General features: G+C 65.8%; 20 protein-coding genes. 6 read left to right on the top strand and 14 right to left on the bottom strand.

Annotation, left to right across the window (positions count from 1 at the left end; translation table 11 throughout):
* Positions 1-16: 16 nt before the first annotated feature.
* The 5 genes from LDN95_RS19125 to LDN95_RS19105 all read right to left on the bottom strand — a co-directional run bounded on the left by LDN95_RS19125 (position 17) and on the right by LDN95_RS19105 (position 5535).
* Positions 17-1549 carry a sensor histidine kinase gene (locus LDN95_RS19125; protein WP_370631716.1) on the bottom strand — a complete coding sequence of 511 codons (1533 nt, stop codon included), beginning with the start codon at positions 1547-1549 and terminating at the stop codon, positions 17-19.
* A complete protein-coding gene (locus LDN95_RS19120; RefSeq protein WP_226019169.1) occupies positions 1542-2279 on the bottom strand; it encodes a response regulator in 738 nt (245 codons plus the stop codon). Before LDN95_RS19120 ends, LDN95_RS19125 begins: the two co-directional genes overlap by 8 nt.
* 31 nt (positions 2280-2310) lie before the next feature.
* Complete coding sequence (locus LDN95_RS19115; RefSeq protein WP_226019168.1) at positions 2311-3081, bottom strand: EF-hand domain-containing protein; 771 nt, start codon at positions 3079-3081, stop codon at positions 2311-2313.
* Between the two features lie 201 nt (positions 3082-3282).
* Positions 3283-3660 carry a VOC family protein gene (locus tag LDN95_RS19110; protein ID WP_226019167.1) on the bottom strand — a complete coding sequence of 126 codons (378 nt, stop codon included), beginning with the start codon at positions 3658-3660 and terminating at the stop codon, positions 3283-3285.
* A 69-nt stretch (positions 3661-3729) separates the two neighbouring features.
* Positions 3730-5535 (bottom strand): aminopeptidase P family protein, encoded by a 1806-nt coding sequence (locus tag LDN95_RS19105; protein WP_226019166.1) that lies wholly within the window; start codon positions 5533-5535, stop codon positions 3730-3732.
* Positions 5536-5602: 67 nt separating this feature from the next.
* Here LDN95_RS19105 and LDN95_RS19100 point away from each other — a divergent pair, with 67 nt between their 5' ends.
* Both LDN95_RS19100 and LDN95_RS19095 read left to right on the top strand, forming a co-directional pair.
* Positions 5603-7705 carry a S9 family peptidase gene (locus tag LDN95_RS19100; RefSeq protein WP_226019165.1) on the top strand — a complete coding sequence of 701 codons (2103 nt, stop codon included), beginning with the start codon at positions 5603-5605 and terminating at the stop codon, positions 7703-7705.
* A 16-nt stretch (positions 7706-7721) separates the two neighbouring features.
* On the top strand, positions 7722-8120 hold the full coding sequence (locus LDN95_RS19095) for a thioesterase family protein (RefSeq protein WP_226019164.1): 399 nt from the start codon (positions 7722-7724) through the stop codon (positions 8118-8120).
* Between the two features lie 30 nt (positions 8121-8150).
* On the opposite strand, the gene LDN95_RS19090 is transcribed toward LDN95_RS19095, so the two are convergent.
* From LDN95_RS19090 to LDN95_RS19075, 4 genes are all read right to left on the bottom strand, one after another.
* On the bottom strand, positions 8151-9821 hold the full coding sequence (locus LDN95_RS19090) for a diguanylate cyclase (protein ID WP_226019163.1): 1671 nt from the start codon (positions 9819-9821) through the stop codon (positions 8151-8153).
* A 101-nt stretch (positions 9822-9922) separates the two neighbouring features.
* Positions 9923-10381, bottom strand: a complete 459-nt coding sequence (locus LDN95_RS19085; RefSeq protein WP_226019162.1) for a hypothetical protein — start codon at positions 10379-10381, stop codon at positions 9923-9925.
* A 218-nt stretch (positions 10382-10599) separates the two neighbouring features.
* Complete coding sequence (locus LDN95_RS19080; protein WP_226019161.1) at positions 10600-13104, bottom strand: DNA translocase FtsK; 2505 nt, start codon at positions 13102-13104, stop codon at positions 10600-10602.
* 83 nt (positions 13105-13187) lie between these two features.
* Positions 13188-13727, bottom strand: coding sequence for a thiamine phosphate synthase (locus LDN95_RS19075; protein ID WP_226019160.1), 540 nt, complete (start codon positions 13725-13727; stop codon positions 13188-13190).
* Positions 13728-13749: 22 nt separating this feature from the next.
* On the opposite strand from LDN95_RS19075, the gene LDN95_RS19070 reads away from it, so the two are divergent.
* On the top strand, positions 13750-14439 hold the full coding sequence (locus LDN95_RS19070; protein WP_226019159.1) for a YggS family pyridoxal phosphate-dependent enzyme: 690 nt from the start codon (positions 13750-13752) through the stop codon (positions 14437-14439).
* A 117-nt stretch (positions 14440-14556) separates the two neighbouring features.
* Complete coding sequence (locus LDN95_RS23340; RefSeq protein WP_226019158.1) at positions 14557-15870, top strand: GGDEF domain-containing protein; 1314 nt, start codon at positions 14557-14559, stop codon at positions 15868-15870.
* Positions 15871-15933: 63 nt separating this feature from the next.
* On the opposite strand, the gene LDN95_RS19060 is transcribed toward LDN95_RS23340, so the two are convergent.
* A complete protein-coding gene (locus tag LDN95_RS19060; RefSeq protein WP_226019157.1) occupies positions 15934-16923 on the bottom strand; it encodes an aldo/keto reductase in 990 nt (329 codons plus the stop codon).
* A 132-nt stretch (positions 16924-17055) separates the two neighbouring features.
* Positions 17056-17952, bottom strand: a complete 897-nt coding sequence (locus LDN95_RS19055) for a LysR family transcriptional regulator (protein ID WP_226019156.1) — start codon at positions 17950-17952, stop codon at positions 17056-17058.
* 230 nt (positions 17953-18182) lie between these two features.
* Between LDN95_RS19055 and LDN95_RS19050 the strand changes: the two genes are divergently transcribed.
* On the top strand, positions 18183-18710 hold the full coding sequence (locus tag LDN95_RS19050) for a hypothetical protein (protein WP_226019155.1): 528 nt from the start codon (positions 18183-18185) through the stop codon (positions 18708-18710).
* Positions 18711-18776: 66 nt separating this feature from the next.
* Complete coding sequence (locus LDN95_RS19045) at positions 18777-19142, top strand: EthD domain-containing protein (RefSeq protein ID WP_226019154.1); 366 nt, start codon at positions 18777-18779, stop codon at positions 19140-19142.
* An 18-nt stretch (positions 19143-19160) separates the two neighbouring features.
* Here LDN95_RS19045 and LDN95_RS19040 read toward each other — a convergent pair whose 3' ends face one another.
* The 3 genes from LDN95_RS19040 to LDN95_RS19030 form a co-directional block, all read right to left on the bottom strand.
* Positions 19161-20984: an AMP-dependent synthetase/ligase gene (locus LDN95_RS19040; protein ID WP_226019153.1), complete on the bottom strand. Its 1824-nt coding sequence runs from the start codon at positions 20982-20984 to the stop codon at positions 19161-19163.
* Positions 20985-21111: 127 nt separating this feature from the next.
* On the bottom strand, positions 21112-22854 hold the full coding sequence (locus LDN95_RS19035) for a gamma-glutamyltransferase family protein (RefSeq protein WP_226019152.1): 1743 nt from the start codon (positions 22852-22854) through the stop codon (positions 21112-21114).
* Positions 22855-22863: 9 nt separating this feature from the next.
* On the bottom strand, positions 22864-23895 hold the full coding sequence (locus LDN95_RS19030; RefSeq protein WP_226019151.1) for a quinone-dependent dihydroorotate dehydrogenase: 1032 nt from the start codon (positions 23893-23895) through the stop codon (positions 22864-22866).
* Between the last annotated feature and the right edge of the window lie 377 nt (positions 23896-24272).

Here is a 24272-nt window from a genome sequence, read left to right as displayed (position 1 = left end):
CAGCACCGGTTGAGGTTCAGGGCTGGCCTTTGTCGACGTTGACGAGCGGCACCCGCAAGGTCGCGATCAACCCGCGGATCCTTGCGCCTTCCACCCGGTTGGCCAGATGCAGCGACCCACCATGCTGGTCGGCGATCGCCCGCGCCAGCGTCAGGCCAAGCCCCGTACCGCCAGTGGTACTGTTGCGCGATGCTTCCATCCGGGTAAACGGCTCCATCATCCGCTCGATGTCGCGTTCGGGGATGCCGGGACCGTCGTCTGCCACCGTGAGCACGGCCTCTCTCCCTTGGCGCACCAGCGTCACCCGCGCCTGTTCGCCATAGCGCAGGGCGTTGGAGATCAGGTTGCGCAGCGCCCGTCGCAGCCACGTCGCGCGGATAGAGGCGACCATCCGTGCACCCTCTTCCAGCGTAACCGGCTCGCCCATGTCCTCGTACTCACCGACGACATCGGCAACCAGCGCCGACAGTTCGGTGGGCTCGAGCGGATCGGAGGGACGCCCGACCCGCGCGAGCGAGAGAATGTCATCGAGCGAGCGGTTGATATCCTCGATCGTCGCGGCCATCCGCCCGCGTTCGACATCGTCCTCCACCGCCTCGATCCGCACGCGCAGCGCGGCCAGCGGCGTCTTCAGATCGTGACCGATGGCGCCGAGCATCACGTCCTTTTCATCGAGCAGCGCGGCGATGCGGTTTTCCATCAGGTTGTGCGCCATCACCAGCCGCTGGATGTCTTCGGGGCCCTCCGGCTCCAACTGGCCGTCCAGCCGCCGATCGCGGGCGAAGTCCTCGACCCGGCGTGTCAGCGCGCGCAACGGCCGCGCCAGTCGCCGCAGGATCAGCGCCACCGCGCCGACCAGCAACAGGTAGAGCAGCACCGTTTGCGGCAACAGGCCGAGCAGTTGCTGCCGCTCGGTTGGCGGCACGATCAACCGGGCGGTGAGCCAGCTGCCGTCAGCCCGCCGCATCGCAGCGACGATGAGCTGCGGGTCACCGTCCCAGCCGATGGGGGCAAGGCGCTTGCGCAGATCGCGCAGCCACGGCTCGACCAGCGGATCGGCGTGCGGATCGCGCTGCACCACCAGCAGCGGGCCGGGCGTGACCCCCTGGGTTTCCAGCAGTTCGCGCAAGGCCTTGAGCACGTCGGGCCGCGACTTGTCGCCGGGCCGTTGCGGGGACGTGGCCTCGGTCTGCAAACGCAGCGGTCGCGGCAGGCGGAACAGATCGTCGGGGGGTGGTGGCGGGCCATGTGGGGCACCGGGTGACGCTGAAGGCGCATCGGGCCCGCGCCCCTCTCGGCCATCGGGACCATGTCGATGCGGCCCCCCGAACTCGGGCCCGCCGGGTTGCCGCATCTGGTCGCCCATCAGCCGGAAAGCGGCGTTGTTGACCAGCACGAAGAAATGCCGCTCGCTTTGTTCGCGCCAGATCAGCACGGCCGAAAGGCTTTGTGCCACCAGCAGTGCCAGCGCGATTGCCAGCAGCATCTGTCCTTGCAGGCTGCGCGGCCAAAGCGTGAGGCGCCGCCGACGCGACACTGAATCAGGCACGGGCCGGAGCCTTGCGCACTTCGGCGGCGAGCATGTAGCCGCCGCCCCACACCGTCTGGATGAGTTGCGGATTGCGGCTGTCGACCTCGATCTTGCGGCGCAGGCGGCTGATCTGGTTGTCGACCGCACGGTCGAACAGATGCGCCTCGCGCCCCTGCACCATATCGAGGAGACGGTCGCGATCGAGCACCTGACGCGGATGATCGAGAAACGCCAGCAACAGGCGGTATTCGGCCGAGGAGATGGGCACGACCGCGCCGTCACGATCGATCAGCCGCCGCTTGAGCGGGTCAAGCTGCCAATCCTCGAATTCATAGACCAGATCGTCTTCCGGCGCGGGCGGCTGGCGTGTGGCGCGGCGCAGCACGCTGCGGATGCGCGCCACCAGTTCGCGCGGGTCGAACGGTTTGACGACGTAATCGTCGGCACCGATTTCCAGACCGACGATGCGATCGGTCGATTCACCGCGCGCGGTGATGAAGATGACCGGCAATTGCCGCGTCTCGGTCAGGTGGCGGCACAGCGACAACCCGTCCTCGCCCGGCATCATGATGTCGAGCAGGACCAGATCGGGCGCTTCGGCCGCGATCCTTGACCGGGCTTCGGCTGCGGTACCCGCTTGCGTCACCCCAAACCCCTGCCGAACGAGATATTCGGCAAGGGGCTCGCGCAGCGCGGCCTCATCATCGACGACGAGGATGCGCACGGGGGTGACAACAGGATCGGTCATGGCACCGCCTTAACCGATTTGCCCGACCAGATCACTGGCCGGCAGATGGCGGCGGGGGCGGAGGCGGCGGAGGTGGAGGCGGCGGGGGAAAGCCACCGGGCGCCCCATGCGGCCCGCCGATTGCCTCCCCGTCGCGCGCGCGCATCCGGGCAAAACCGGCGCGCAGTTCCGCTTCCGACAAAGTGCCATCGTGGTTGGTATCGGCGCGATCGAACCGCGCCTTGGTAGCGGCATCGTATTCGGCGCGGGTCACGACCTTGTCATGATCGGCGTCGGCGGGGCCGAGCAGGCCTTCGGGCCCCGGTCCGCGATGATGCCAGCGCCCAGCCCCGGCATGTTCGGGACCATCCGGCGCACCGGCACCGGGCGGCGGCGGGGGAGGCGGCGGGCCACCGTGATCGCCCTGCGGGCCCATGCCACGATGTTCGGCCATGGCGCGATGATGCGCGATGAATTCGTCCTTGCTGATCGAGCCGTCGTGGTTGGCATCGATGCGGTCGAACATCTGCGCGATGCCCGCTTCGCGGTCCGCCTGATCAAGTTTGCCGTCCTTGTTGACGTCGAGGCGGGCCCACATCTCGTCGGCCTTGGCCTTGGCCTGCGCCCACGTGACCGGACCACGCGGTCCGGGCCCGAAGCCGCCCCTGAAACCACCGTGACCACGGCCGCCGTGATCGTATGGAGCAGGCGCGGCAGGAGCGCCCGCAGGAGCGCCCTGCGCGATGGCGGGGCTGGCAAGGTAGGCAGCGGTCGCCGCCGTTGCCAGAATGGCCGCAGCGGCGGCCGCAGTGAATGTGCGCATCGTTCAGATCCTCGAACGGGGTGAGAAAGTCGCGGGGCGACTTCCGTCCGGCAGTGGGGGGGGAGAGCCGGAGCGGAATGGGGGGGGGCTGGTGTGCCGCCCCGCGACTTCCTTGAAATGCGTTCTAAGCCGCGCTTGTCGCGGAACTATGCCGCCATCGGGCCATTATTGTCGCAGTTTGTCGCAACTTGCGCCCGGCAATCACACCGCAGTCATGACGAAGGCGTTGAGCTTGTTGCCATCGGGATCGCGGAAATAGGCGGCATAGAACCCGCCTTCACCGCGTGGCCCCGGCGCGCCTTCGCACGTGCCGCCGTGGTCCAGCGCAATCTGATGGAGCCGGTCGACTTGCGCCGGATCGCGCGCTTCCAACGCCACCATCACGCCATTGCCGACCGTGGCGGGCTGGCCATCGAACGGGCGCATCAGCCCGATCCCGGCCGCACCGCCGGGCGTGCCCCACGCGATCGCCCCTTCGTAGTCCATCATCCGCCCGGTGCCGAGTTCGGCCGCCAGCGCATCGTAGAACAAGGCGCCGCGGGCAAGGTCATTGGTGCCAAGCGTGACATAGCCGATCATCGTATCATCCTTTTTCCGAGTCGCGATAACCGGAACATATCACGAACAAAGTGCCCTGCAAGCCCGCCCTCAAAGCGGCGCGCAAGCCTCGGTCAGCCAGGCGAGATCGGCACCGTCAAGCTGCGGGCCGACGATGGCCTGCACTTGCGCGTGATAGCCGTTCCACCATTCGCGCTCGGCCGGGGTCAGCAGGGCGGTATCGACCAGCGTGCGATCGATCGGCACGAAAGTGAGCGTCTCGAAACCCAAAAAGGCGCCTTCGGCTCCGGCAATCCGGCGATCTTCGACCAGCACCAGATTTTCGATGCGGATGCCGTATTCGCCCGCCTTGTAGTAGCCCGGCTCGTTCGACAGGATCATGCCCGCAAGCAGCTCCTGCTCGGTACCGGCCTGCCCGCCACGCGACTTGGCGATGCGCTGCGGCCCTTCATGCACCGACAGGAAGCTGCCGACACCGTGGCCGGTGCCATGCGCATAGTCGAGCCCCGCCGCCCACAGGAACTGGCGGGCAAAGCTGTCAAGCTGCGCGCCGCTGGTGCCCTGCGGGAACACCGCCTGCGCCAGCGCGATATGGCCCTTCAGCACGCGGGTGAAGCGGTCCTTGACCTCGGCCGGCGGGGTGCCGGGGCCGACCCACACGGTGCGGGTGATGTCGGTGGTGCCATCAAGGTACTGCCCGCCCGAATCGACCAGATAGACGCTGCCTGGTTCGATCAAGCGGTTCGACTGTTCGTCCACCTTGTAGTGCGGGCTGGCCCCGTTGGGCCCGGCCGCCGAGATCGTGTCGAACGACAGGTCGCGCAAGGCGCCGGTCTTTTCGCGTTCGGCCAACAAGGCGGCGGCAGCCGACAGTTCGGTCTGCCCGCCATGCGGCGCGGTCACCTCAAGCCAGTGCAGGAAGCGGCTGACTGCCGCGCCATCGCGCGCCTGCGCGGCGCGGTGGCCGGCCTGTTCGACCGGGTTCTTTTGCGCCTTGGGCAGCACGGTGGGATCGGTCAGGGCCACGGTGGTGGCTCCGGCCTGCTCGAGCGTGGCAAATATCGCGGCCACCGCGCGGTCGGGATCGACGGCAACCTGCTTGCCTGCCAGTGCTTGCAACGCGGGGACAAAGGCATCGCGCGGCGCGACCCGCACGGCATTGCCAAGATGCGCGACCAGATCGGGCGTGACCTTTTCGGACGCGATGAACAAGTCGGCGGTGCCATCGGCATGGGCGATGACATAGGACAGCGCGACCGGGGTGCTGTCGACGTCGCTGCCGCGGATGTTGAGCAACCAGGCCACCGAATCGAGCGCCGAGATGACCGCCGCATCCAGACCGCGCACGGCAAGCCATTCGGCAACCGCCCCGCGCTTTTCCGCTACCGATTGCCCGGCAAAGGCATCGGCGTGCGGCACGGCGATGGCCGCCGACGGCGCAGGCCGATCGGCCCATACCGCATCGACCGGATTGGCCTTGACCGGAACCGGCGTGGCCCCGCGCGCGGCCAGCGCCCGTTCGGTCGCCTGCACCCAGCCCCGCCCGTGCAGCCAGCCGTCATAGCCAATGCGGCTGCCATGCGGCGCATTCTCACCAAGCCACGCGGCGACGCTGGTCTGCGGCACGGCTTCGTAGTCATAGAGGCGCCCATCGACCTGTTCGCGCACTTGCAGGGTGTAGCGACCATCGACAAAGATCGCGGCCTTGTCCGCCAGCACCACTGCCGTTCCCGCCGAGCCGCCAAATCCGGTCAGCCAACCGAGTCGCTGGGCATAGGCGCCGACATATTCGCTCATGTGTTCGTCCGAGATCGGGATGACGAAGCCGTCCAATCCGTCCTTGGCCAGTTGCTTGCGCAGCGCATCGAGCCGCGCCTCATGGGTGTTCATCAGCATTGCATGAAACCTTGATCGAATGTGCGCCCGCCTTGCGGGTCCATGGCAGACACCATAGATGCACGTCATGCCTCAGACCACCCCCACCGCACCAGCGTCCGCCACTCCTCCTCTGGCCCCTCCCGTCGCGGCCCGACAGCCGCACAGCATGACCCATCATGGCGTGACCGTGACCGATGCATATGCCTGGCTGCGCGACCCCGGCTATCCCGAGGTGAAGGACGCAGCCGTGCTGGCGCATCTGGCGGCCGAGAACGCGTGGTTCGAAGCGCGCATGGCGCCGCAGCAGGCAACGATGGACGCCCTGTTCACCGAGATGCGTGGGCGGATCAAGGAAGCCGACAAGTCGGTGCCGCAAAAGGACGGCGATTTCCTGTACTGGATCGAGTTCGAGGACGGCGCCGAATACAAACGCTGGTGGCGCCGCCCGATCGGCAGCGCCGACGATGGCAGCGCCGACGAACTGATCCTTGACGAAGTGGCGCTGGCCGAAGGCAAGGACTACTTCCGGCTGGGCGCGCTGTCGGTCTCTACCGATGGCACGCGGCTGGCCTGGTCGGTGGACGAGGACGGGGGCGAGCGCTTCACCGCGCGGGTCAAGGTGATCGCCACCGGCGAGGTGCTGCCCGACGTGATCGAGGATACGCTCTCGGGCCTGATCTGGGTCGCGGGCGATACCGGCTTGGTCTACAGCCGCGCCAACGCGCAATGGCGCACCGACAACGTGCGCCTGCACTGGCTCGGCAGCCCTGCGTCAGACGACGTGGAACTTTACCACGAGGACGACGAGGGCTTTCGCGCCGGTGCAGCGCTGTCGGCCAACGAGCAATGGCTGATCCTGAGCACCGGCGACCATGAAACGAGCGAAGTGCGCCTTGTTCCAGCCGCCGCACCGCTGACCGCCCCGGTAGTGGTGAAGGCGCGCGAGGAAGGTGTGGAATACGATGTCGACGTGCGCGACGACACGCTGTTCGTTCACACCAACGACACCCACGAGAACTTCCGACTGGCCACAGCGCCGCTGGCCGATCCGGCCAGTTGGACCACGCTGCTTGAAGGGAGCGACGACTTCTACCTGACCGGCTTCGAACTGTTCCGCGACTTCTATGTGGTCGAAGGACGGGTGCGCGGGTTGGACCGGATCGAGGTGCGTTACTACGACGATCCCGCGCGGATCGAGCCGATCACCTTCCCCGAAGCCAGCTATGAAGCCGGCCTTGGCGACAACCCCGAATGGGCGGTTTCGGCGCTGCGGCTCAGCTATGAATCGATGGTCAGCCCGGCGACGGTGTTCGATTATCACGTCGCCGAACAGCGGCTTGAAACGCTGAAAGTGCAGGAAATCCCCAGCGGCTACGATGCGTCGGCCTATGTCACGCAGCGGCTGGAGATCACCGCGCGCGATGGCACGCTGGTGCCGGTATCGGTCCTGGCGCGCAAGGATCGGGTCGGCGTCGGGCCGCTCTACCTCTATGGCTATGGCGCCTATGGCATCGCCATCGGGCCGGGCTTTTCGACCACGCGGTTGAGCCTGGTCGATCGCGGGTTCGCTTATGCCATCGCGCATATCCGCGGCGGCGATGACCTTGGCCGCAAGTGGTACAAGGACGGCAAGCTCGACAAGCGCACCAACACCTTCAAAGACTTCGTAGATGTCGGCCGCGCGCTGGTGGTGCAAGGGTGGACGCAAGCCGGGCGCATCGCCATCGCCGGGGGCTCTGCCGGGGGCGAGCTGATGGGCGCGGTGATCAACTCGGACCCCGATCTGTGGGGCGCGGTAGTGGCGCACGTGCCGTTCGTCGACGTGCTCAACACCATGCTCGATGAAACGCTGCCGTTGACGCCGGGCGAGTGGCCCGAATGGGGCAACCCGATCGAGGACGCGGATGCATTCGCCCTGATCCGCAGCTATTCGCCATACGATCAGGTAAAGGCGCAAGCCTATCCGCCGCTGATGGTCACGGCCGGGCTCAACGATCCGCGCGTGACGTATTGGGAACCGGCCAAATGGGTGGCCAAGCTACGCGAACTGAAGACCGATACGAACGAACTGCTGCTCAAGACCAACATGGGCGCCGGGCACGGCGGCAAGTCGGGCCGCTTCGAAAGCCTGAAGGAGACCGCCGAGGAGTTCGCCTTCATCCTGTGGCAGCTTGGCGTGCCGGCCTGAACCTGTAGCCAGCGGCATGCCGACCAACCGCCACGCCCTGACCTTCACCGCCGGGCCTCAGCACATCGATGAGCTGGGACACGTCAACAATGCGGTGTGGGTGCAGTGGATTCAGGACATCGCCGTGGCGCATTGGGATGCCGTTGCTCCTCAGGCGCACCGCGATGCCTACATCTGGGTCGTGACCCGGCACGAGATCGATTATCGCGGCAATGTGCGGCAAGGCGAGACGGCGACCGCCGAAACCTTCATCCCCACCCTGCCGGTCGGCGCACGATTCGACCGCAAGGTGGAGTTTCGCAACGCGGCGGGCAAAGTCATCGTCAGCGCCTTGACCACCTGGGCGCTGCTCGATCGGATCACTGGCCGCCTTGTGCGGGTTCCGGCTGACGTTGCCGCCCCGTTTCTGCCCTGAATTGCGCGGCAGGAGTAGCGCGGCCACAACCTACCCCAGCGCCCGGCTTTGCTGGGGCGGCGAAAAGGCCGTGACCCGCTCGCGCATGGTACGGTTGCGCCCCAGCCGCTTGGCTTCGTACAACAGGCGGTCGCAATGGGCGTAGAGCGGTTCGAATTCGATGCGCAGCGTGCCTGCGGTATCATGTTCGACCAACCCCATGCTGGCGGTGACGACCCGGTCGAGCCCCGGCACTGCCGTAGCCACGCGGGTGCTGATAGCACGACGGCTGCGCTCGGCACGCTCGGCTGAATCGACCCCTCGCAGCAAGAGCAGGAACTCCTCGCCACCCAGACGGATCGCGCGCGTGTCGGCATCCTCGCGCATCGCCTGCGCCGCCGCCTTCAGCACGACATCGCCGACATTGTGGCCATGTTCGTCGTTGATTGCCTTGAAATGGTCGAGATCGATCACCGCCATGGTGCGAAATCCGACGCGAAACAGATCATCGAAGCGCCGCTCGATCGAGTGGCGGTTGCGCAGGCCGGTCAGCGCATCGCGTCCGGCAACGCTTTCCAGTTCGATCGCGCGGGCGGTGGCATCGTCACGTTCGCGCCGCAAGCCGACCATGCCGTGGATGATGCCGAAAGTAGTGATCAGCACATGCGCGGCAAGGCCAAGATGGAACAGGATCAGCGCATCGAGCGGGCGGAACGAGGGGACGAGATAGGACGCGACCTTCCATATCCCGACCAGCAGCGCAGGGGCCCAGCCCGCAGCCAGGAACCAGGCCGCGATGCTGCCATTGCGGCAACCGGCAATCGCCACCAGCCCGATCAGCGCGATCACCGGGATCATGTCGAGGTGCATCACCAGCGCCGCCCACGGCCGCAGCGCCTCAAGCGGGACCGTGGTGCTCAGCCCCACGCCCAGAACCAGCGGAGCGGTGGCGCGCAACAACTGCCGCAAGCGCTCGCTCAATCGGCCATCCTCGATGAAGTCGGCGGCGAACATCAGCCCCGCCGCGCCAGACAAAGCAAAACAGGCGTTCGACAACGGGCTTTCGAAGGCCGGTGTCACGAACGAGATCAGCCGCAGGAAGCCGCTGCCGATGACCACCTGCGTCAGAATGCCGGCGGTGAGCAGCATGTGACTGATCACATAGCGCTCGCGCAGCACGCCATAGAACGCGCCGTTGAGCAACAGCGGCACGATCAGCAACCCGCAGATCATCGCCATCATCGCCACCCGCCTGATCGTCCAGCCGGTGCCTTGCGGATCGGTGTCGAGCCATGCTTCGCTCGCGGTGACTTTGCTCCACGGTCGTTCGATCCGCACCAGCACATGGGTGGTGCGCGCGGTAACCGGCGGTAGCGGGATCGTCACGAAGGGGCCCGCCACCGGATTGCCGGCTTCGGCAAGACGGCGGCGCAGCGAATGCTGCGTGCCATCGGCATCGAAAGTCCAGACCGTGATCGCCTCGAACCGCGAGGCCTGTGTCACCAGACTGCGTGGCAGGTCCGCAGAATGGCCCGGAGCAAGCTGGAACAACAGGTCGACGCCGGTGCCACCGATCGACCAACCGCCCGCATCGCACTCCCACCGCTTGCCCGGAGCGACGACCGCCGCCCAACCGCCTTGCGGGCCAGCATCGGCATGACAGGCACGCGCAGGAACGATCGGTCGGGCTGACGCGGGCACAGGCACAAGGAGGAGCAGCACGAGAAACCATGCCAGCAACGTCGGCAACCTGCCGCGCAAAAACCGCTCCGTCCTTATCATTGGGGGTTTGCTACCGCGCCTATGGTTGTCCGCTCGTTAATTCAGGACATGAGATTTTGGTCCGATTCTGAGGGAAATTGCAAAGCTTGCCGCGCAAGGCGCTTTATCGCCTGCTTGCCGGAAGGTGCACGATGCGAACTGGCGCGCGGCTGACTGTCGCGCAGTTCCAGTACGCTATAGGGCTCATCAAGCCCGTATTCGGCGCGTAACTGGCGCTTGTAAGCGACAATGGCCTCTTCATCGTTGAGATGCGCCACGCTGTAGCGCCGTACCACGAAGTCGGCAGCCTTGTCGTAAAGCGTCAGCAACCGCCCCGATACCAGCAGCGCCAGCCGCGAGACATCGAAACCATCGGCCAGCGACCAATCTTCCCGGTCCCAACTGACGATGGCGCGCTGGCAATAGCGGCAGGTGCTGCTGACCGAGCCATCGGGTTCGCGGTACCTCTCACGCTCGGGGCGGTGAAAGCGGGTGAACCAGCACTGCGGCAAAGCTTGCATGCGCGCGTCCTCAACAGTTGACCCAGGCCATGCGCCCGGTGTCGGGTGACCGACAGCCCGTCCAAGTTCGGATGGAGGAGGCACGGCCCGCCGGTCATGACCCAAGGACGGCGGCCAGCGGTAATGGTTAAGGTTTGCTGGCCTTCCAAGACGAAAAGCGCCGCGGATCGGCCATGCCCAACCCGACCGGAGCGCTGTTCTACCTCAAAAGCGCGACATCACAGCGGATTGCCGTCCTTGTCACGATAGATCTCGCGGCGGCCGACGTGGTTCGACGGGCCGACAAAGCCGTCCGCCTCCATCCGCTCGATCCACTTTGACGCGGTGTTGTAGCCCACACCCATCTGCCGCTGGATCCAGCTGGCCGAGGCCTTCTGGCTTTCGAACACCAGCTGGCACACCTGCCGGTACTTGCGTTCCTCGGGATTGTCGGATGCGGTCGCGTCCATGTCGTCGAAGCCGAAGCCGCCATCCTCGGGCTCTTCGGTGACCGAATCGACATAGTCCGGGCGCCCCTGCCCGCGCCAGTGGTCGGCCACCCGCTCGACTTCCTCGTCGCTCACGAAGGGGCCGTGGACGCGCTTGATCGGATCGGTGTTGGGCTTGTAGAGCATGTCGCCCTTGCCCAGCAGTTGCTCGGCGCCCTGCTCGCCCAGAATGGTGCGACTGTCGATCCGACTGGTCACCGCAAAGCTGATACGCGTGGGCAGGTTGGCCTTGATCACGCCGGTGATGACGTCGACCGACGGCCGCTGCGTCGCCATGATCAGATGGATGCCCGCCGCGCGGCTCTTTTGCGAAAGGCGCTGGATCAGCACTTCGATTTCCTTGCCCACCGTGACCATCAGGTCGGCCAGTTCGTCGACGATCACCACGATCTGCGGCAGCGGCTGGTAGTCAAGCTGCTGTTCCTCGTAAACTTCCTCGCCGCTGTCGGGATCGAAGCCGACCTGGATGCGCCGCCCCAGCGGCTTGCCCTTCGAAGCGGCGGCGCGGACCTTTTCATTGAAGCCCGACAGATTGCGCACGCCAATCGAGGACATCTGACGATAGCGCCGCTCCATCTCCTCGACCGCCCATTTCAGCGCACGCACCGCCTTGGCCGGCTCGGTCACCACTTGCGAAAGCAAGTGCGGAATGTCGTCGTAAGACTTCAGCTCCAGCACTTTGGGGTCGACCAGGATGAGGCGGCACTGCTGCGGCGTCAGGCGATAGAGCAGCGACAGCAGGATGCAGTTGAGCCCGACCGACTTGCCTGAGCCGGTGGTCCCCGCCACCAGCAAGTGCGGCATGGTCGCCAGATCGGCAATGATCGGCTCGCCCGAAATGTCCTTGCCCAGAATGATCGGCAGCAGGCCCTTGGCGTTCTGGAATTTGTCGCAGGCGACCAGTTCGCGGAACGAGACCATGTCGCGCACCACGTTGGGCAGTTCGATACCCATGACCGTGCGCCCCGGGATCGACGAGACGCGCGCCGACACCGCGCTCATGTTGCGGGCGATGTCGTCGGCCAGACCGATCACCCGGCTGGCCTTGATCCCCGGCGCGGGCTCAAGCTCGTACATCGTCACCACCGGTCCGGTACGCACAGCGGTGATTTCGCCCTTGACGTTGAAATCGTCGAGCACGTTTTCAAGCAGGCGCGCATTGCGTTCGAGCGCCAGCTTGTCGATCTTGGGCCCCGTATTCACCGGCGGCTCTTCCAGCAGTTCCAGCGGTGGCAGGGTGAAGCTGTCGAACAGATCACCCTGACGCGGGCGCGAGGCAAGCGTCGTCGCGGTCGGCGAACGTTGCGGCTCGGCGATCTCGGTCGGGCGCCGGGGGGCGCCGTCTGCCTGATCCCCCGATAAAGTCCCCACAGGGGCAAGGGCTGCGTCAAGCTCGGCCACGCCCAGCGGCACCGGCGGGGTAGCGCGACCGTCTGCCGCTGCGCCGCGCCCCTTGCGCGCTTTGGTCGAAGATGCGGCGGTACCATCATCGGCCACCGGCGCGCGCCGCAGCAGTGCCGGCAAGGTCAGCAGGCGCATCCAGTCAAACGCGAACACCCGCCCGGTCAGGATCACGCCGATCACCAGCAGAACGGTGGCGATCGCCAGCGTGAGCCAGCCTTGCGCGCCGGTAAACAGCGGTGCGGCAAATCCGGCAAGCCAGCGTACGCCCGCTGCGCCCAGCAAACCTGCAAGGCCACCCGGCCCGGCGGGCAGGGTACTGCCCAGCCGGGGCAGCGCCAGCGCCAGCGTAGTGGCCAGCAACGCGATGGCGACCAGCAGCAGCAGCGCCAGCTTCCACCACGCGGGCAGCACCGGCAGGTCGTCGTCATCCTCGTGAGCTTCGATCAGATCACCCGCCGCATCCCACAGGCGGCGGGCATAGACAATCAGCAGCGGCAACAGCAGCGCGCCGGGTAGTCCGAACGCCACGAACAGCCGCTCCGATGCCCATGCCCCCGGCAGGCCCATCCAGTTTTCCACCGGGCTGCCCGACGCCGTCGACCCCGAAGGATCGGTCTGGGTATAGCTGACCAGCGCCAGCGCCAGGAACAGCACCAGCACAAACAGCGCGATCCCGCCGATCAGCTCGGCACTGCGACGAAAGCTGCGACGCAGGATCGCACGCCAGTCGCCGCCAGAGGCGCCACCGCCCCCGGCGCGGCGCGATACAGCCGAAGTGCCAGCCGCTGTGCCGGCCGATCTGCCAGCAGATCTGAGTGCCCGTGATGCCATCGTGTTCGTCCCTCTTGCGGCCCATCATGCGCCCGAAGCGGAGTCACCGTCAAGAATCCTCGGGATTCCAGCGACTCGGAAGGTTACGAAAGTCCGTCGATCGCCGCCCAACCGTGTACTGGCGATGCTGTTGCGGTCAGGCGGCGGAAGCGCGCCGCGGTCATGCCGCCCAAGGCGATCACCGGCAGCGCGGACTGACGCGCCAGCAGCAGGAAGCGCACCGCGCCCAGACCACGCGCGCCGGGATGGCTGCGGGTGGGGAACACCGGCGACAGCAACACCGCATCGGCCCGGCAGCGCGTCGCCGCGCCCAGCTCGCGCAAGTCGTGCGCGGTGGCAAGGCGCAAGGGTTGACGGCAGGCGGCAGGCCCACGCAGCACCGACGCGGGGCCATAGCCCGCTCCGGCATCGACCAGCGCTATGCCTCGCGCTCGGCACGCCCGCGCCAGTTGCTTGCGCCGGGCCGCCCGCGCGAGGGGCGGCAGATGGTAATGCCGGAACACCAGCGCACTGCCGCGTGGCAGGCGCTTGATGGCGCGGTCCAGCACCGCGTCGATGCGAGCATCGCTCAGCAGGACCAGCGATGGAACCGTGCTAGTTCGGACAGGGTGGCGCTTTGCCATCACCGCGCTATAGCACCGGCCCATGCCCGCACCAGAGCACCACATCGATTTCACCGACCCTGCCGTCACTCCGTTGAGCCGGGTGCAGGACCGCATCGCCCAAGCCGCGCGGATCGCCCGGCGCAAGGCCGCCGATGTCACGCTGGTTGCGGTCTCCAAGACCAAGACCGCCGATGCGATCGCCCCGCTGATCGCGCAAGGCCAGCGCGCGTTCGGCGAAAACCGCGTGCAGGAAGCGCAAGGCAAGTGGCCCGCGCTGATCGAGGCGCAACCCGATGTCCGCCTGCACCTGATCGGCCAGTTGCAGTCGAACAAGGCCGAGGACGCGGTGCGGCTGTTCGACTGCATCCATTCGCTCGACCGCCCCTCGCTGCTCGTCGCGCTGGCACGTGCGATGGACAAGCTGGATCGGCGCATCCCGCTGTTCGTGCAGGTCAACATCGGAGAAGAAGCGCAAAAGGGCGGCTGCACGCTGTCCGACCTGCCCGGCTTGCTAGCCGAGGCGCGGACCTCCGAACTGCCGCTCGCCGGACTGATGTGCGTGCCGCCCGCCGGGGTCGAAGCCGCGCCCTATTTCGCGCTGCTGGCCAAGCTGGCCGCCGACCATGGCCTGACCGGCCTCAGCATGGGGATGAGCGAGGACTTCGAAACCGCCATCCAGTTGGGCGCCAGCCATGTACGGGTGGGATCTGCGCTGTTCGGCGCGCGCTGAAAGCAGGCTATGGTTAGCATAGCGGAAACCCGGCTCTCCGCATTCCACAGCGGGTGGGGTTCACACCTTCTGGCCTAGGGCTGGGGCATCATGCGCCCTGCAAAGGCGGAGCGCGCAGTGAACACCACCAGGATTTCTGTCATCGGCGCCGAACAGAGTGAGAATGATCGCAAGATCGGTCGACTCTATATCGGCACCCTGCTGATCCAGGGGGTAGGGATCGCCACCGTCATCGGTCATGACGGCGTCGACGAAGGCTTTGGCGATCCGTTACTGGCCGTGCTGATCGTGTTGCTGTGCACCAGCCTGATAATCCAGCTGGTGATCCGCCAGGCCGCCATCGACAACTATGCGGCATCGGCCGAACGCCTCACCCTCGATGCCATTGCCAACCGCCGCACCGAAGAGCTGTTTGGCATGACCGACATGCTTCAGGCCGCCGAAACATACGACGATGCCGGAGCGGTATTGATGGCGACAGCGCGCCGGTTGCTGCCCGACCATGGCGTTGCGCTCTATGTATTCAACAACTCGCGCGACCGGCTCGACCTGTCGCGGCACTGGGATGTGCCCGATGGCTATGACCCGCCCGAGGCGCTGTCGCCGGGCAATTGCTGGGCGTTGAAGCGCGGCAAGACCCATGTCAACGCCCCCTGGGCCAACAGCTTGTGCTGCGCACACCACGCGGGCACGGTCTCGACAGTTGAAATCCCGATGATGGCCTGTGGCCAGTTGCACGGGCTCTTGGTGCTGGCGCGAGGTGACGTGGCCGGCATCGCCAATGCCATGGTCGACGTGCAGGACATCAGCCGACTTGGCCGTTCGCTGGCGGATTCGATGTCGCTGGCGCTGTCGAACATCGCGCTGCGTGAAAAGCTGCGCACGCAGTCGCTGCGCGATCCGCTGACCGGCTTGTACAACCGTCGCTACATGGAGGACGCGCTGCAGCGCTTCCTCTCGCTCGGCTCGCGCAATGGATCGGTTACCTCGGTGATCATGCTCGATCTGGATAACTTCAAGTCGCTTAACGACGAGTTCGGCCACGCCAAGGGCGATGCGGTGCTGCGCGATACCGCCGCGCAGATCGTCAGCACCTTGCGCCCCAGTGACGTGATATGCCGCTATGGCGGCGAAGAACTGATGGCAATCCTGCCCGACTGCCCGCTTGAAGACGCATTGCTGAAGGCCGAACAGATACGGGAACGGATTGCGGCGCTGACCGACGTCCACGGCTGCTCGGTCAGCGCCTCGTTCGGTGTGGCGGCCGTGCCCGAAACCGCCACCACCGCCACCGACATCGTGCCGCAAGCCGATGCAGCGCTCTATCAGGCGAAGAAGGCGGGCAAGAACCGCGTCCACCACGCCGAACGCCGCGCCGACAAAGAGCCGCCCGGCCCGCGACTTGCGGTTACCGCCAAGCTGAGCGCCTGAGTAACGCTGCCGTCTTGAGGCCGCGCACGGCGGCGCGCGCGACCTCAGGGCATCAGGAGCGCCTCAGCGCCCGACGGTGGACAGCAACTGCGCAGGGTAGCGCTCGCCCTCGACATCGATTGCCTTTAGCGCTTCGCCGATCCGGGTCAGGTCGGCAGCAGTCAGCTCAAGGTCGGCCGCCGCGATGTTCTCTTCAAAGCGGCTTAGCTTGGTCGTGCCGGGGATGGGGACGATGTATGGGCGCTGCGCCAGCAACCAGGCCAGCGCGACCTGCGCGGGGGTCGCTTGCTTGTCGCTGGCGATCTGGACCAGCAGATCGATCAGCGACTGGTTCTTCTCCATCGCCTCGGGCGTGAAACGCGGCAGGATCTTGCGGAAGTCCCCCTCGCCCAGCTTGGTGTCCTTGTTCATCGCGCCGGTCAGGAAGCCCTTGCCGAGCGGACTGTAGGCGACCAGAGCGATGCCCAGTTCGTCGCAGGCTTCAAGGATGCCGTTGGTTTCCGGCCCCCGCGTCCAGAGCGAATATTCGTTCTGCAATGCGGCCACCGGCTGCACCGCGTGCGCCCGCCGCAAGGTAGCGGCCGAGGGCTCGGACATGCCGAAATGCTTGACCTTGCCCTCGGCGATCAGTTCCTTGACGGTGCCCGCAACATCCTCGATCGGCACGGCGGGATCGACGCGATGCTGGTAGAACAGGTCGATCTGCTCCACGCCCAACCGCTTGAGCGATCCATCGGCAACCTTCCGGATCTGTTCGGGCGTGCTGTTGGTGCCCGCCATCTTGCCATCGACGATGTTGAAGCCGAATTTGGTCGCGATCACCACGCGGTCGCGCACTGGGGCCAGTGCTTCGCCGACGATTTCCTCGTTGGTCCACGGCCCATAGACTTCGGCGGTGTCGAAGAACGTTTCACCGCGCTCGACGGTCTGGCGGATCAGCGTGATGGCGGCCTGCTTGTCGAGCGCTTCGCCATAGCTGAAGTTCAACCCCATGCAGCCAAAACCGATCGCCGAGACTTCGAGCCCGCTCGTGCCCAGAATGCGCTTTTTCATGTTTCGATCTCCTCCATCGGCAGGATGCTAGTCCGCCTGACAATGGGCAGAAGATAAGGGCGGGTCGCGCTGGCCATTAGAGGGCGCGGGCCGCATGCAGTCATGTCACCCATTCATCAATTCTGGCGCAGATCAATCGCCTCGGTAGCGCAGAGCTTCGACCAGCAGCGTAAATGCGGCCGATGGCTGGCGGCGACTGGGGTAATAGAGATGATAGCCCGCAAATGGTGGGCACCAGTCCTCCAGAACCTGCACCAGCGAGCCTTGCGCCACCAGATCGCGCACATTGGCTTCCAAGGTGCAGGCCAGCCCCATCCCCGCCTTGGCCGCCTCAACCATCAGATGCGAATCGTTGAAGGTCAGTTGCCCGTCAACCCTGACTTTCAGCTCGCGACCATCGCGTTCAAGCTCCCACGCATAAAGCCCGCCCGATGACTGCATGCGCAAGTTGATGCATTGGTGGTTGGCCAGATCCTGCGGCACGACCGGCTTGGGGTGCGCGTTGAAATAGGCCGGGGCGCCGACCACGGCCATGCGTTGTTCGGGGCTGATCCGTACCGCGATCATGTCCTTGGCCACTTGCTCGCCCAGCCGGATGCCCGCATCGAAGCGTTCGGCGACGATATCGGTCAGTCCGCTGCTGATGCTGACCTCGACCTGGATGTCGGGATAATCGGGCAGGAGGCGTTCCAGCGCGGGCCACAACACCGCCGTCGCCGCATGACGCGATGTCGTGATGCGGATCAGGCCCGCCGGTTTTTCGCGCAGTTCGCCGAGCGAGGAAAGTTCGGCCGCGATGTCCTCAAGCGCGGGGCGAAGCGTTCCAAGCAGGCGTTCGCCCGCCGCGGTCGGCGCCACGCTGCGGGTGGTGCGGGTCAACAGCCGCACGCCCAGCCGTGCCTCCAGCCGCCGGATGGTATGGCTCAGCGCCGATTGCGATGTGTTCAGCTTGGCCGCTGCACGGGTAAAGCTGCGTTCCTCGGCCACTGCCATGAACGCATTGAGGTCGAGAAGATCGTCGCGGTGCATTGATGAACTGTAGACATGGGTCGATCTGCTTTCCAGCGCGCATTGTCGCGGCGGATAGCCCGCCCCCTGCACCGATCAGGATCGAGTGCTGCGGAAATTCGTTACCGCCCCGCTGGCAACGACCCTTCGTCGCGATCCGCATTAACCATTTAACGGCTCGCTAACCAGGGAGGCCTAGCCTCGCTGGATACCGGGGTACTGGCATCTGCCGCCCCGGCGGGAGTCGGGTCATGTCGAACACGCCGTCTGCGCAGACGATCCTTTCCGAGCTTCGCGAGTTCGCGAGTTTCTCTCCGTGCGAGCAGCGCTATATCCGGCGCAGTCTCGATATCGGGCTGGCACGGGCCGACGCGTTCCGCCTATGGGGCCGGACACCGCGTGAAAAAGCCTCGATCCGCGCGCAATACGTCGTCTATCAGGATCTCAAACTGTTGCGTCGCGACATGCCCAAGGGCGAGAACCTCGACACGATCGAGGCATTCATGGGCCCGATGCTGCGCGTGACCACGTTCGACCTGTCGCAGGAAGCGCTGACCAGCTTCTGTGCGTTCCGGTTCCTGTACGAACGCCTGCTGGGTGCCGAAGTGCGGCGCTGGCTGCCCGCCGCGTTCTGCGGTGCCGCCGCCTTGCCGCAGATCCGCCCGGAAAAGCGCAAGAAACTGCTCCAGTCGATCAGCGAAGCCGCCGCCACCGCACCCGGCTGGTCCACCCGTGAACCCGCGTTCTTCCCCGAATACGTGGAACTTGAAGCGGCCTGAGCCGGCCTATTGCCTCGATCTGACATCATGGCATCCTGCTTCGGGTAAGAATCCGGGGAGGAAACGATGATCAAGCTTGTCTATTGCATCCGCCGCCGCGCCGATCTGAGCGAGGACGAATTCCAGCGCTATTGGCTGGAAGACCATGCGCCCAAGGTTCGCAGCGTCGCCACCGCCATCGGCGCGGTTCGCTATGTGCAAAGCCACGCTCGCCTGCCGCAAGCCAACGCCGGGTTTCGGGCATCACGCGGGCTTGCCGAAGCATTCGACGGCATCACCGAGATCTGGTGGAATTCGCCCGAGGAACTCGCCGCCGGAACCGGCACCGCCGATGGCCTTGCCGCCGCCCGCATGCTGCTGGAGGACGAGCGCAATTTCATCGACTTCACCGCCTCCTCGATCTTCATGACCGAGGAATTCGAGATCTTCTGAGCGCAAATCCGGGGCGGATTATCCCTTGTACAGCGCGTCCACCCGCGCGGCGTAGCGCTCGCGGATCTTGTGACGGCGGATCTTCAGGCTGGGAGTCATTTCCTCGTTCTCGATGGAGAACGGCTCGTCGGCGAAGGTGAACTGGCGGACGCGTTCGATCACCGACAGATCGGCATTTACCCGGTCGATCGCGCTGCGCAGCGCGGCACGGAAAGCAGGCAGATCCTGAAGTGCCACCAGATCGAACTTCTCGCCTGCCGCGCGCGCCCAGTCGAACGCCCATTCGGCGTCAGGGACGATCAGTCCGACGACATAAGGCCGCTTGTCGCCACTGACCATCGCCTGCGCGATTTCGGGCTGCAGCGTCAGCATGCCTTCGACCTTCTGCGGCGAGATGTTGTCGCCCTTGTCGTTGACGATCATGTCCTTCTTGCGGTCGGTGATGACGATCCGTCCGCGTGCATCGATATGGCCGATGTCGCCGGTGTGCAGCCAGCCCGCTTGCGGACCGCTGGTGGGGATGACCCGCGCGGTCTCGGCCTCGTTGCGCCAGTAGCCGTGCATGACCAGTTCGCCCCGCACGAGGATCTCGCCATCCTCGGCGATGCGCACCTCGACATCCTGCATCGGCGGGCCGACGGTATCCATGGCGACGCCCGCAGCCGGACGGTTGCACGAGATCACCGGCCCCGATTCGGTCTGGCCATAGCCTTGCAGCATGGTCAGGCCCATCGCCTCGAAGAACACGCCGACTTCGGGGTTGAGCGGAGCGCCACCCGAAACCATCGCCTTCAAGCGCCCGCCAAAGCGCTTGCGGATCTTGGGCCGCAGCGTGCGTTCAAGGACAAGGTTCATCGGCATGTCGACCAGCCGGCGGCGCCCCCCGGCGTTGGCGTTGCGCACGCCGATCGCCAGCGCGCGGTCCATCAGGAAGCTGGCAAGACCACCTTGCTTCTCGATCTGCTTCATGATCCGCGTGCGCAGCACCTCGAACAGGCGCGGCACCACCACCATGATCGTCGGGCGGGTTTCCTCGATGTTGCTGGCCAGTTTCTCCAGCCCCTCGGCGTAATAGATCTGCCCGCCCATGCCGATCGGCAGGAACTGCCCGGCGCTGTGCTCATAGGCATGGCTGAGCGGCAGGAACGAAAGGAACACTTCGTCCCCCCAACCGAAGTCCTCAGCCAGAATGCGCGCCGCGCCCGCCACGTTGCACAGGATCGCGCCATGGTGCTGGCGCACGCCGCGCGGGGCGCCGCCGGTGCCGCTGGTGTAGATCAGGCAGGCCAGATCATCGCGACCGATCGTGGCGGCGCGGGTCTGCGCCTCTGCCCGGGCCGAAGCGGCATCACCGGTGACAAGATCCTGCCAGTCGTGAAAGGTCAGCGCGCCGGCCTGCATGCGCTTCAAGGGCTCAATCCCGATGACATGTTCGCAATCGGCGGCGCGCAAGGCCGCGCCCAGCAGCGGCTGCGCCAGCTTTGGCGTGGACACGATCACCGCACGCGCACCCGAGTTCTGCAGGATATGCAGATGGTCGCGCTCGGTATTGGTGGTGTAGGTGGGCACGGTGACCAGCCCTGCGGCCATGATCGCAAGATCGGCGATGCACCATTCGGGCCGGTTTTCCGACACCAGCGCCACCCGGTCACCTTCGTTCAAGCCCAGCGCGCGCAAATTCCGGGCCAGCAGTGCGACCGCATCGGCCGCTTCGTCCCATGACAGCGATTGCCATTGTCCGGCCCGCTTGGCCCACAGCATCGGCGCGGCTCCCCGAATGCGGGCGCGGTCGAAGAACATGGCGACCAGGTTCGGGAAAGTGGCAAAGTCGGAAAGCTGCACGCGTAAAAATCCTCGTCCCCGGGTCGCCGGTATTTCGGCATACCCCTTCAAAATGACTGGTTGGCGATCCTAAGGGTACGCTGCCGCTACGGCAAGCGACCCGTGCTGGCAGAAAGCCCGCGGTTGATCAGGGCGAAACCGCCGCCCCTTCGCTGCGCGGGTCGGCCGCCCCGCGCAAAGTACCGTCGACACTTTCGACCGCATTCGCCTTCAACCGCAGTGGGATGGCCACGACCTTGGCATGCCCCATCGCCTTGAGCGCGGGAACCATACCCTCAAGCGGGGTTCCCGCTTCGACCAGCAGCGTGTCGCCCACCGGCACGATCACCGGCAGGGTGATGGCCTCGCGCGCGGTCAGTCCCCAGTCGAGCGTCCCGGTCAGGACGCGGATCACTTGAGGCGGAATGGTGAAGCCCCCGGCGGCACCTGCGGCCATGCGGAAGCGGCCATCCGGCCCGAACACGACCACCGGGCTCATCGAACTGCGCGGCCGCTTGTCGGCGCCGACGCGGTTGGCCGTCGGCTTGCCCTGTTCGTCGGGCGCCAGATTGAAATCGGTCAGCTCGTTGTTGAGGACATAGCCCGAGACGACCAGCCCCGAACCGAACCCGCTCTCCACGGTCGAGGTGTAGCTCGCCACGCCCCCTTTTGCATCGACCGCAACGAAGTGCGTCGTACCGTTTTCCTTGATCGGCGGAGCTGCCGCAAAGGCGACTTGCGCTCCGGCTGGCGCACCGGACTCGGCCACCGGCAATGCGGTTCCTTGCGCGATCAGCGCCGAGCGCGCGGCGATATAATCGTCGGCGATCAACCCGGCGGTGGGCACGGCAACCTTGTCGGGGTCGGCCACAAACCGGTCTCTGTCGGCAAAGGCCAGCCGCTCAGCCTCGGCAATCAGGTGCCACGCTTCGGGAGAGGCTGGCCCCAAGGCCTTGAGATCAAAGCGTTCGAGCATGCCCAGCACTTGCAGCACGATGATCCCGCCAGCCGAGGGCGGACCCATCGAGCATACCCGCCAGCCGCGATAGGGGCGGCACAGGGCGGCGCGCGGCTGCGCCTTGTAGGCGGCAAGGTCGGCCTCGGTCAGCGGCGCGGGGTTGATTGTGCTGTGCTGCACGGCGCTGGTCAGGGCCCTGGCATTGGCCCCGCGATAGAAGGCGTCGGGTCCACGCGCGGCAATGTCGCCAAGCAGCTTGGCCAGCGCCGGGTTGCGCACGACGGTTCCCACCGGAAGCGGGTTGCCGTCGGGCGCGAACCACAGCTTGCGACCCGCGGGCGACAATCCGGCGATATCCTTGAACAAGGCCAGCGAGTTGTTGAGCCGTGCGCTCATCGCGAAGCCATCGCGGGCCAGCGCGATCGCCGGGCCGAACACCGTGCGCCAGGGCAGTTTGCCATGCCGCTGGTGGGCCAGTGCGGCCAGTTGCAGATTGCCGGGCACGCCGACACTGCGCCCGCCGGGCACAGCGCGCTCATGCGTAAGTAGCTGGCCATCGACCACGAACCAGTCCGGCCCAGCTGTGTGGGGTGCGGCTTCGCGGCCATCGATGGTGTCGACCTGCCCGTTTGCATCAGCGGTGACCAGAAAGCCGCCGCCGCCGATCCCCGAACTTTGTGGTTCGACCACGCCCAGCGCCAGCATCGTGGCAATGGCTGCGTCGGTGGCAGAACCACCCAGCCGCAACATGGCCGCTCCGGCCTGCGCCGCGCGCGGATCGGCTGCGGACACTGCCCCACCTACATGCCCCGTAACCGCGCCGACGGGCGATGCCTTGGCAGGAGGACGCGCAGGCCGGGCGAATGCCGGATCGGCAATTGTCAGCGCAAGGAGCGCGGGAAGCAGCAGCAACAGTTGCGGGCGTGATGTCATGCCCTTACGCTATTCGCTACCGATCGCCTCTGCAATGCTGCCGAAGCCTTCGGTCCGGGCGCGTTCCGCCAGACCCTTGACGATCCGTTCGACCAGCTTGGGCCCGTGATAGACCAGCGAGCTGTAGATCTGGACCAGGCTGGCCCCGGCCTTGATCCTGGCCCACGCATCTTCTGCCGAGGCGATGCCGCCCACGCCGATCAGCGGAATCGCACCGCCGGTGGCCTTGCGGAAATCGCGCAAGCGTTGCAGCGAAAGATCGCGCAAAGGCGCACCCGAAAGCCCGCCGCTTTCCTTAGCGTGGCGCGAGACCAGCGCGGGCCGCCGGATCGTGGTGTTCGAGACGATCAGCGCGTCGATCCGGCGGTCGATAGCGATCCGGCCGATCGCGTCGATGTCGGCCGGTTCAAGATCGGGGGCCAGCTTCAGGAAGATCGGCGCCTTGTGGCGTCCGCGCGCCGCGATTACCGCATCCAGCAGTCCGGCCAGCGCGCCTTCGTCCTGCAGTGCGCGCAGACCGGGCGTATTCGGCGAGGAGATGTTGACTGTCAGATACGTCGCCAGCGGCGCCATGAGCCGGGTCATTGCCGCATAATCGGCGATACGATCGACCGAATCCTTGTTGGCGCCGATGTTGACCCCGACGATACCGGGCGATCCCGCCCGCTTCCGCAGCCGCTGCGCAACCACATCGGCACCCTGATTGTTGAACCCCATGCGGTTGATCACCGCCTCATCCTCAACCAGTCGGAACAGGCGCGGGCGGGGATTGCCCTGCTGCGGACGCGGGGTGACAGTGCCGACTTCGACATAGCCGAAGCCCATCCCGAGCGCCGCATCGGGCACTTCGGCATTCTTGTCGAACCCCGGAGCAAGACCCACCGGATTGGGAAAGGCAATTCCCGCAACACGATGCGCCAGCATTGGTTCGGGCGCCGCGCGCGAGCTGCGCGGCGCAAGGCGCAAGGCTGCCAACGTCAGAGTGTGGGCGGTTTCGGCATCCAGCGCAAACAGCGCGGGTCGTAGGAATTGGTAAAGCATCTAGGTAAACGTCCCCATTGACGGGTCGCTCCAGCCATATCCGCTGTTTGGGCGCCTGCAAACCGCCTCACCAAGCAAAATTGGAACCACATCAAAGCTAACTGGCTCATTAACCTTGGAATCCGGCCAGTGTGACGGTTTAGCAACCAATTTTGTCGAATTCATACAATTATCGAATCGAGCGATGGCCTAGGTAGAACACGCGACCCGAAGGGCTCGGTGCAGGAATGTATCGGGTTCTCCACTTTAAGAGCCCGAGCGAAAAGTGGTTGAGCGATATCAGTAGGTTGTGATTCAGCGTCGTTGTCGAGACGATGGAGGAAGCACATGCCCTGGACTGATACCGCTCGCCGCAAGCATATGCGGGAAGGTGCGGG

The sequence above is a fragment of the Novosphingobium sp. FKTRR1 genome (assembly GCF_020404405.1).
In the GTDB taxonomy this organism is placed as follows: Bacteria; Pseudomonadota; Alphaproteobacteria; order Sphingomonadales; family Sphingomonadaceae; genus Novosphingobium.
The sequence above is the reverse complement of the archived record's forward strand: the minus strand, read 5'-3'. Positions and strand labels throughout refer to the sequence as shown.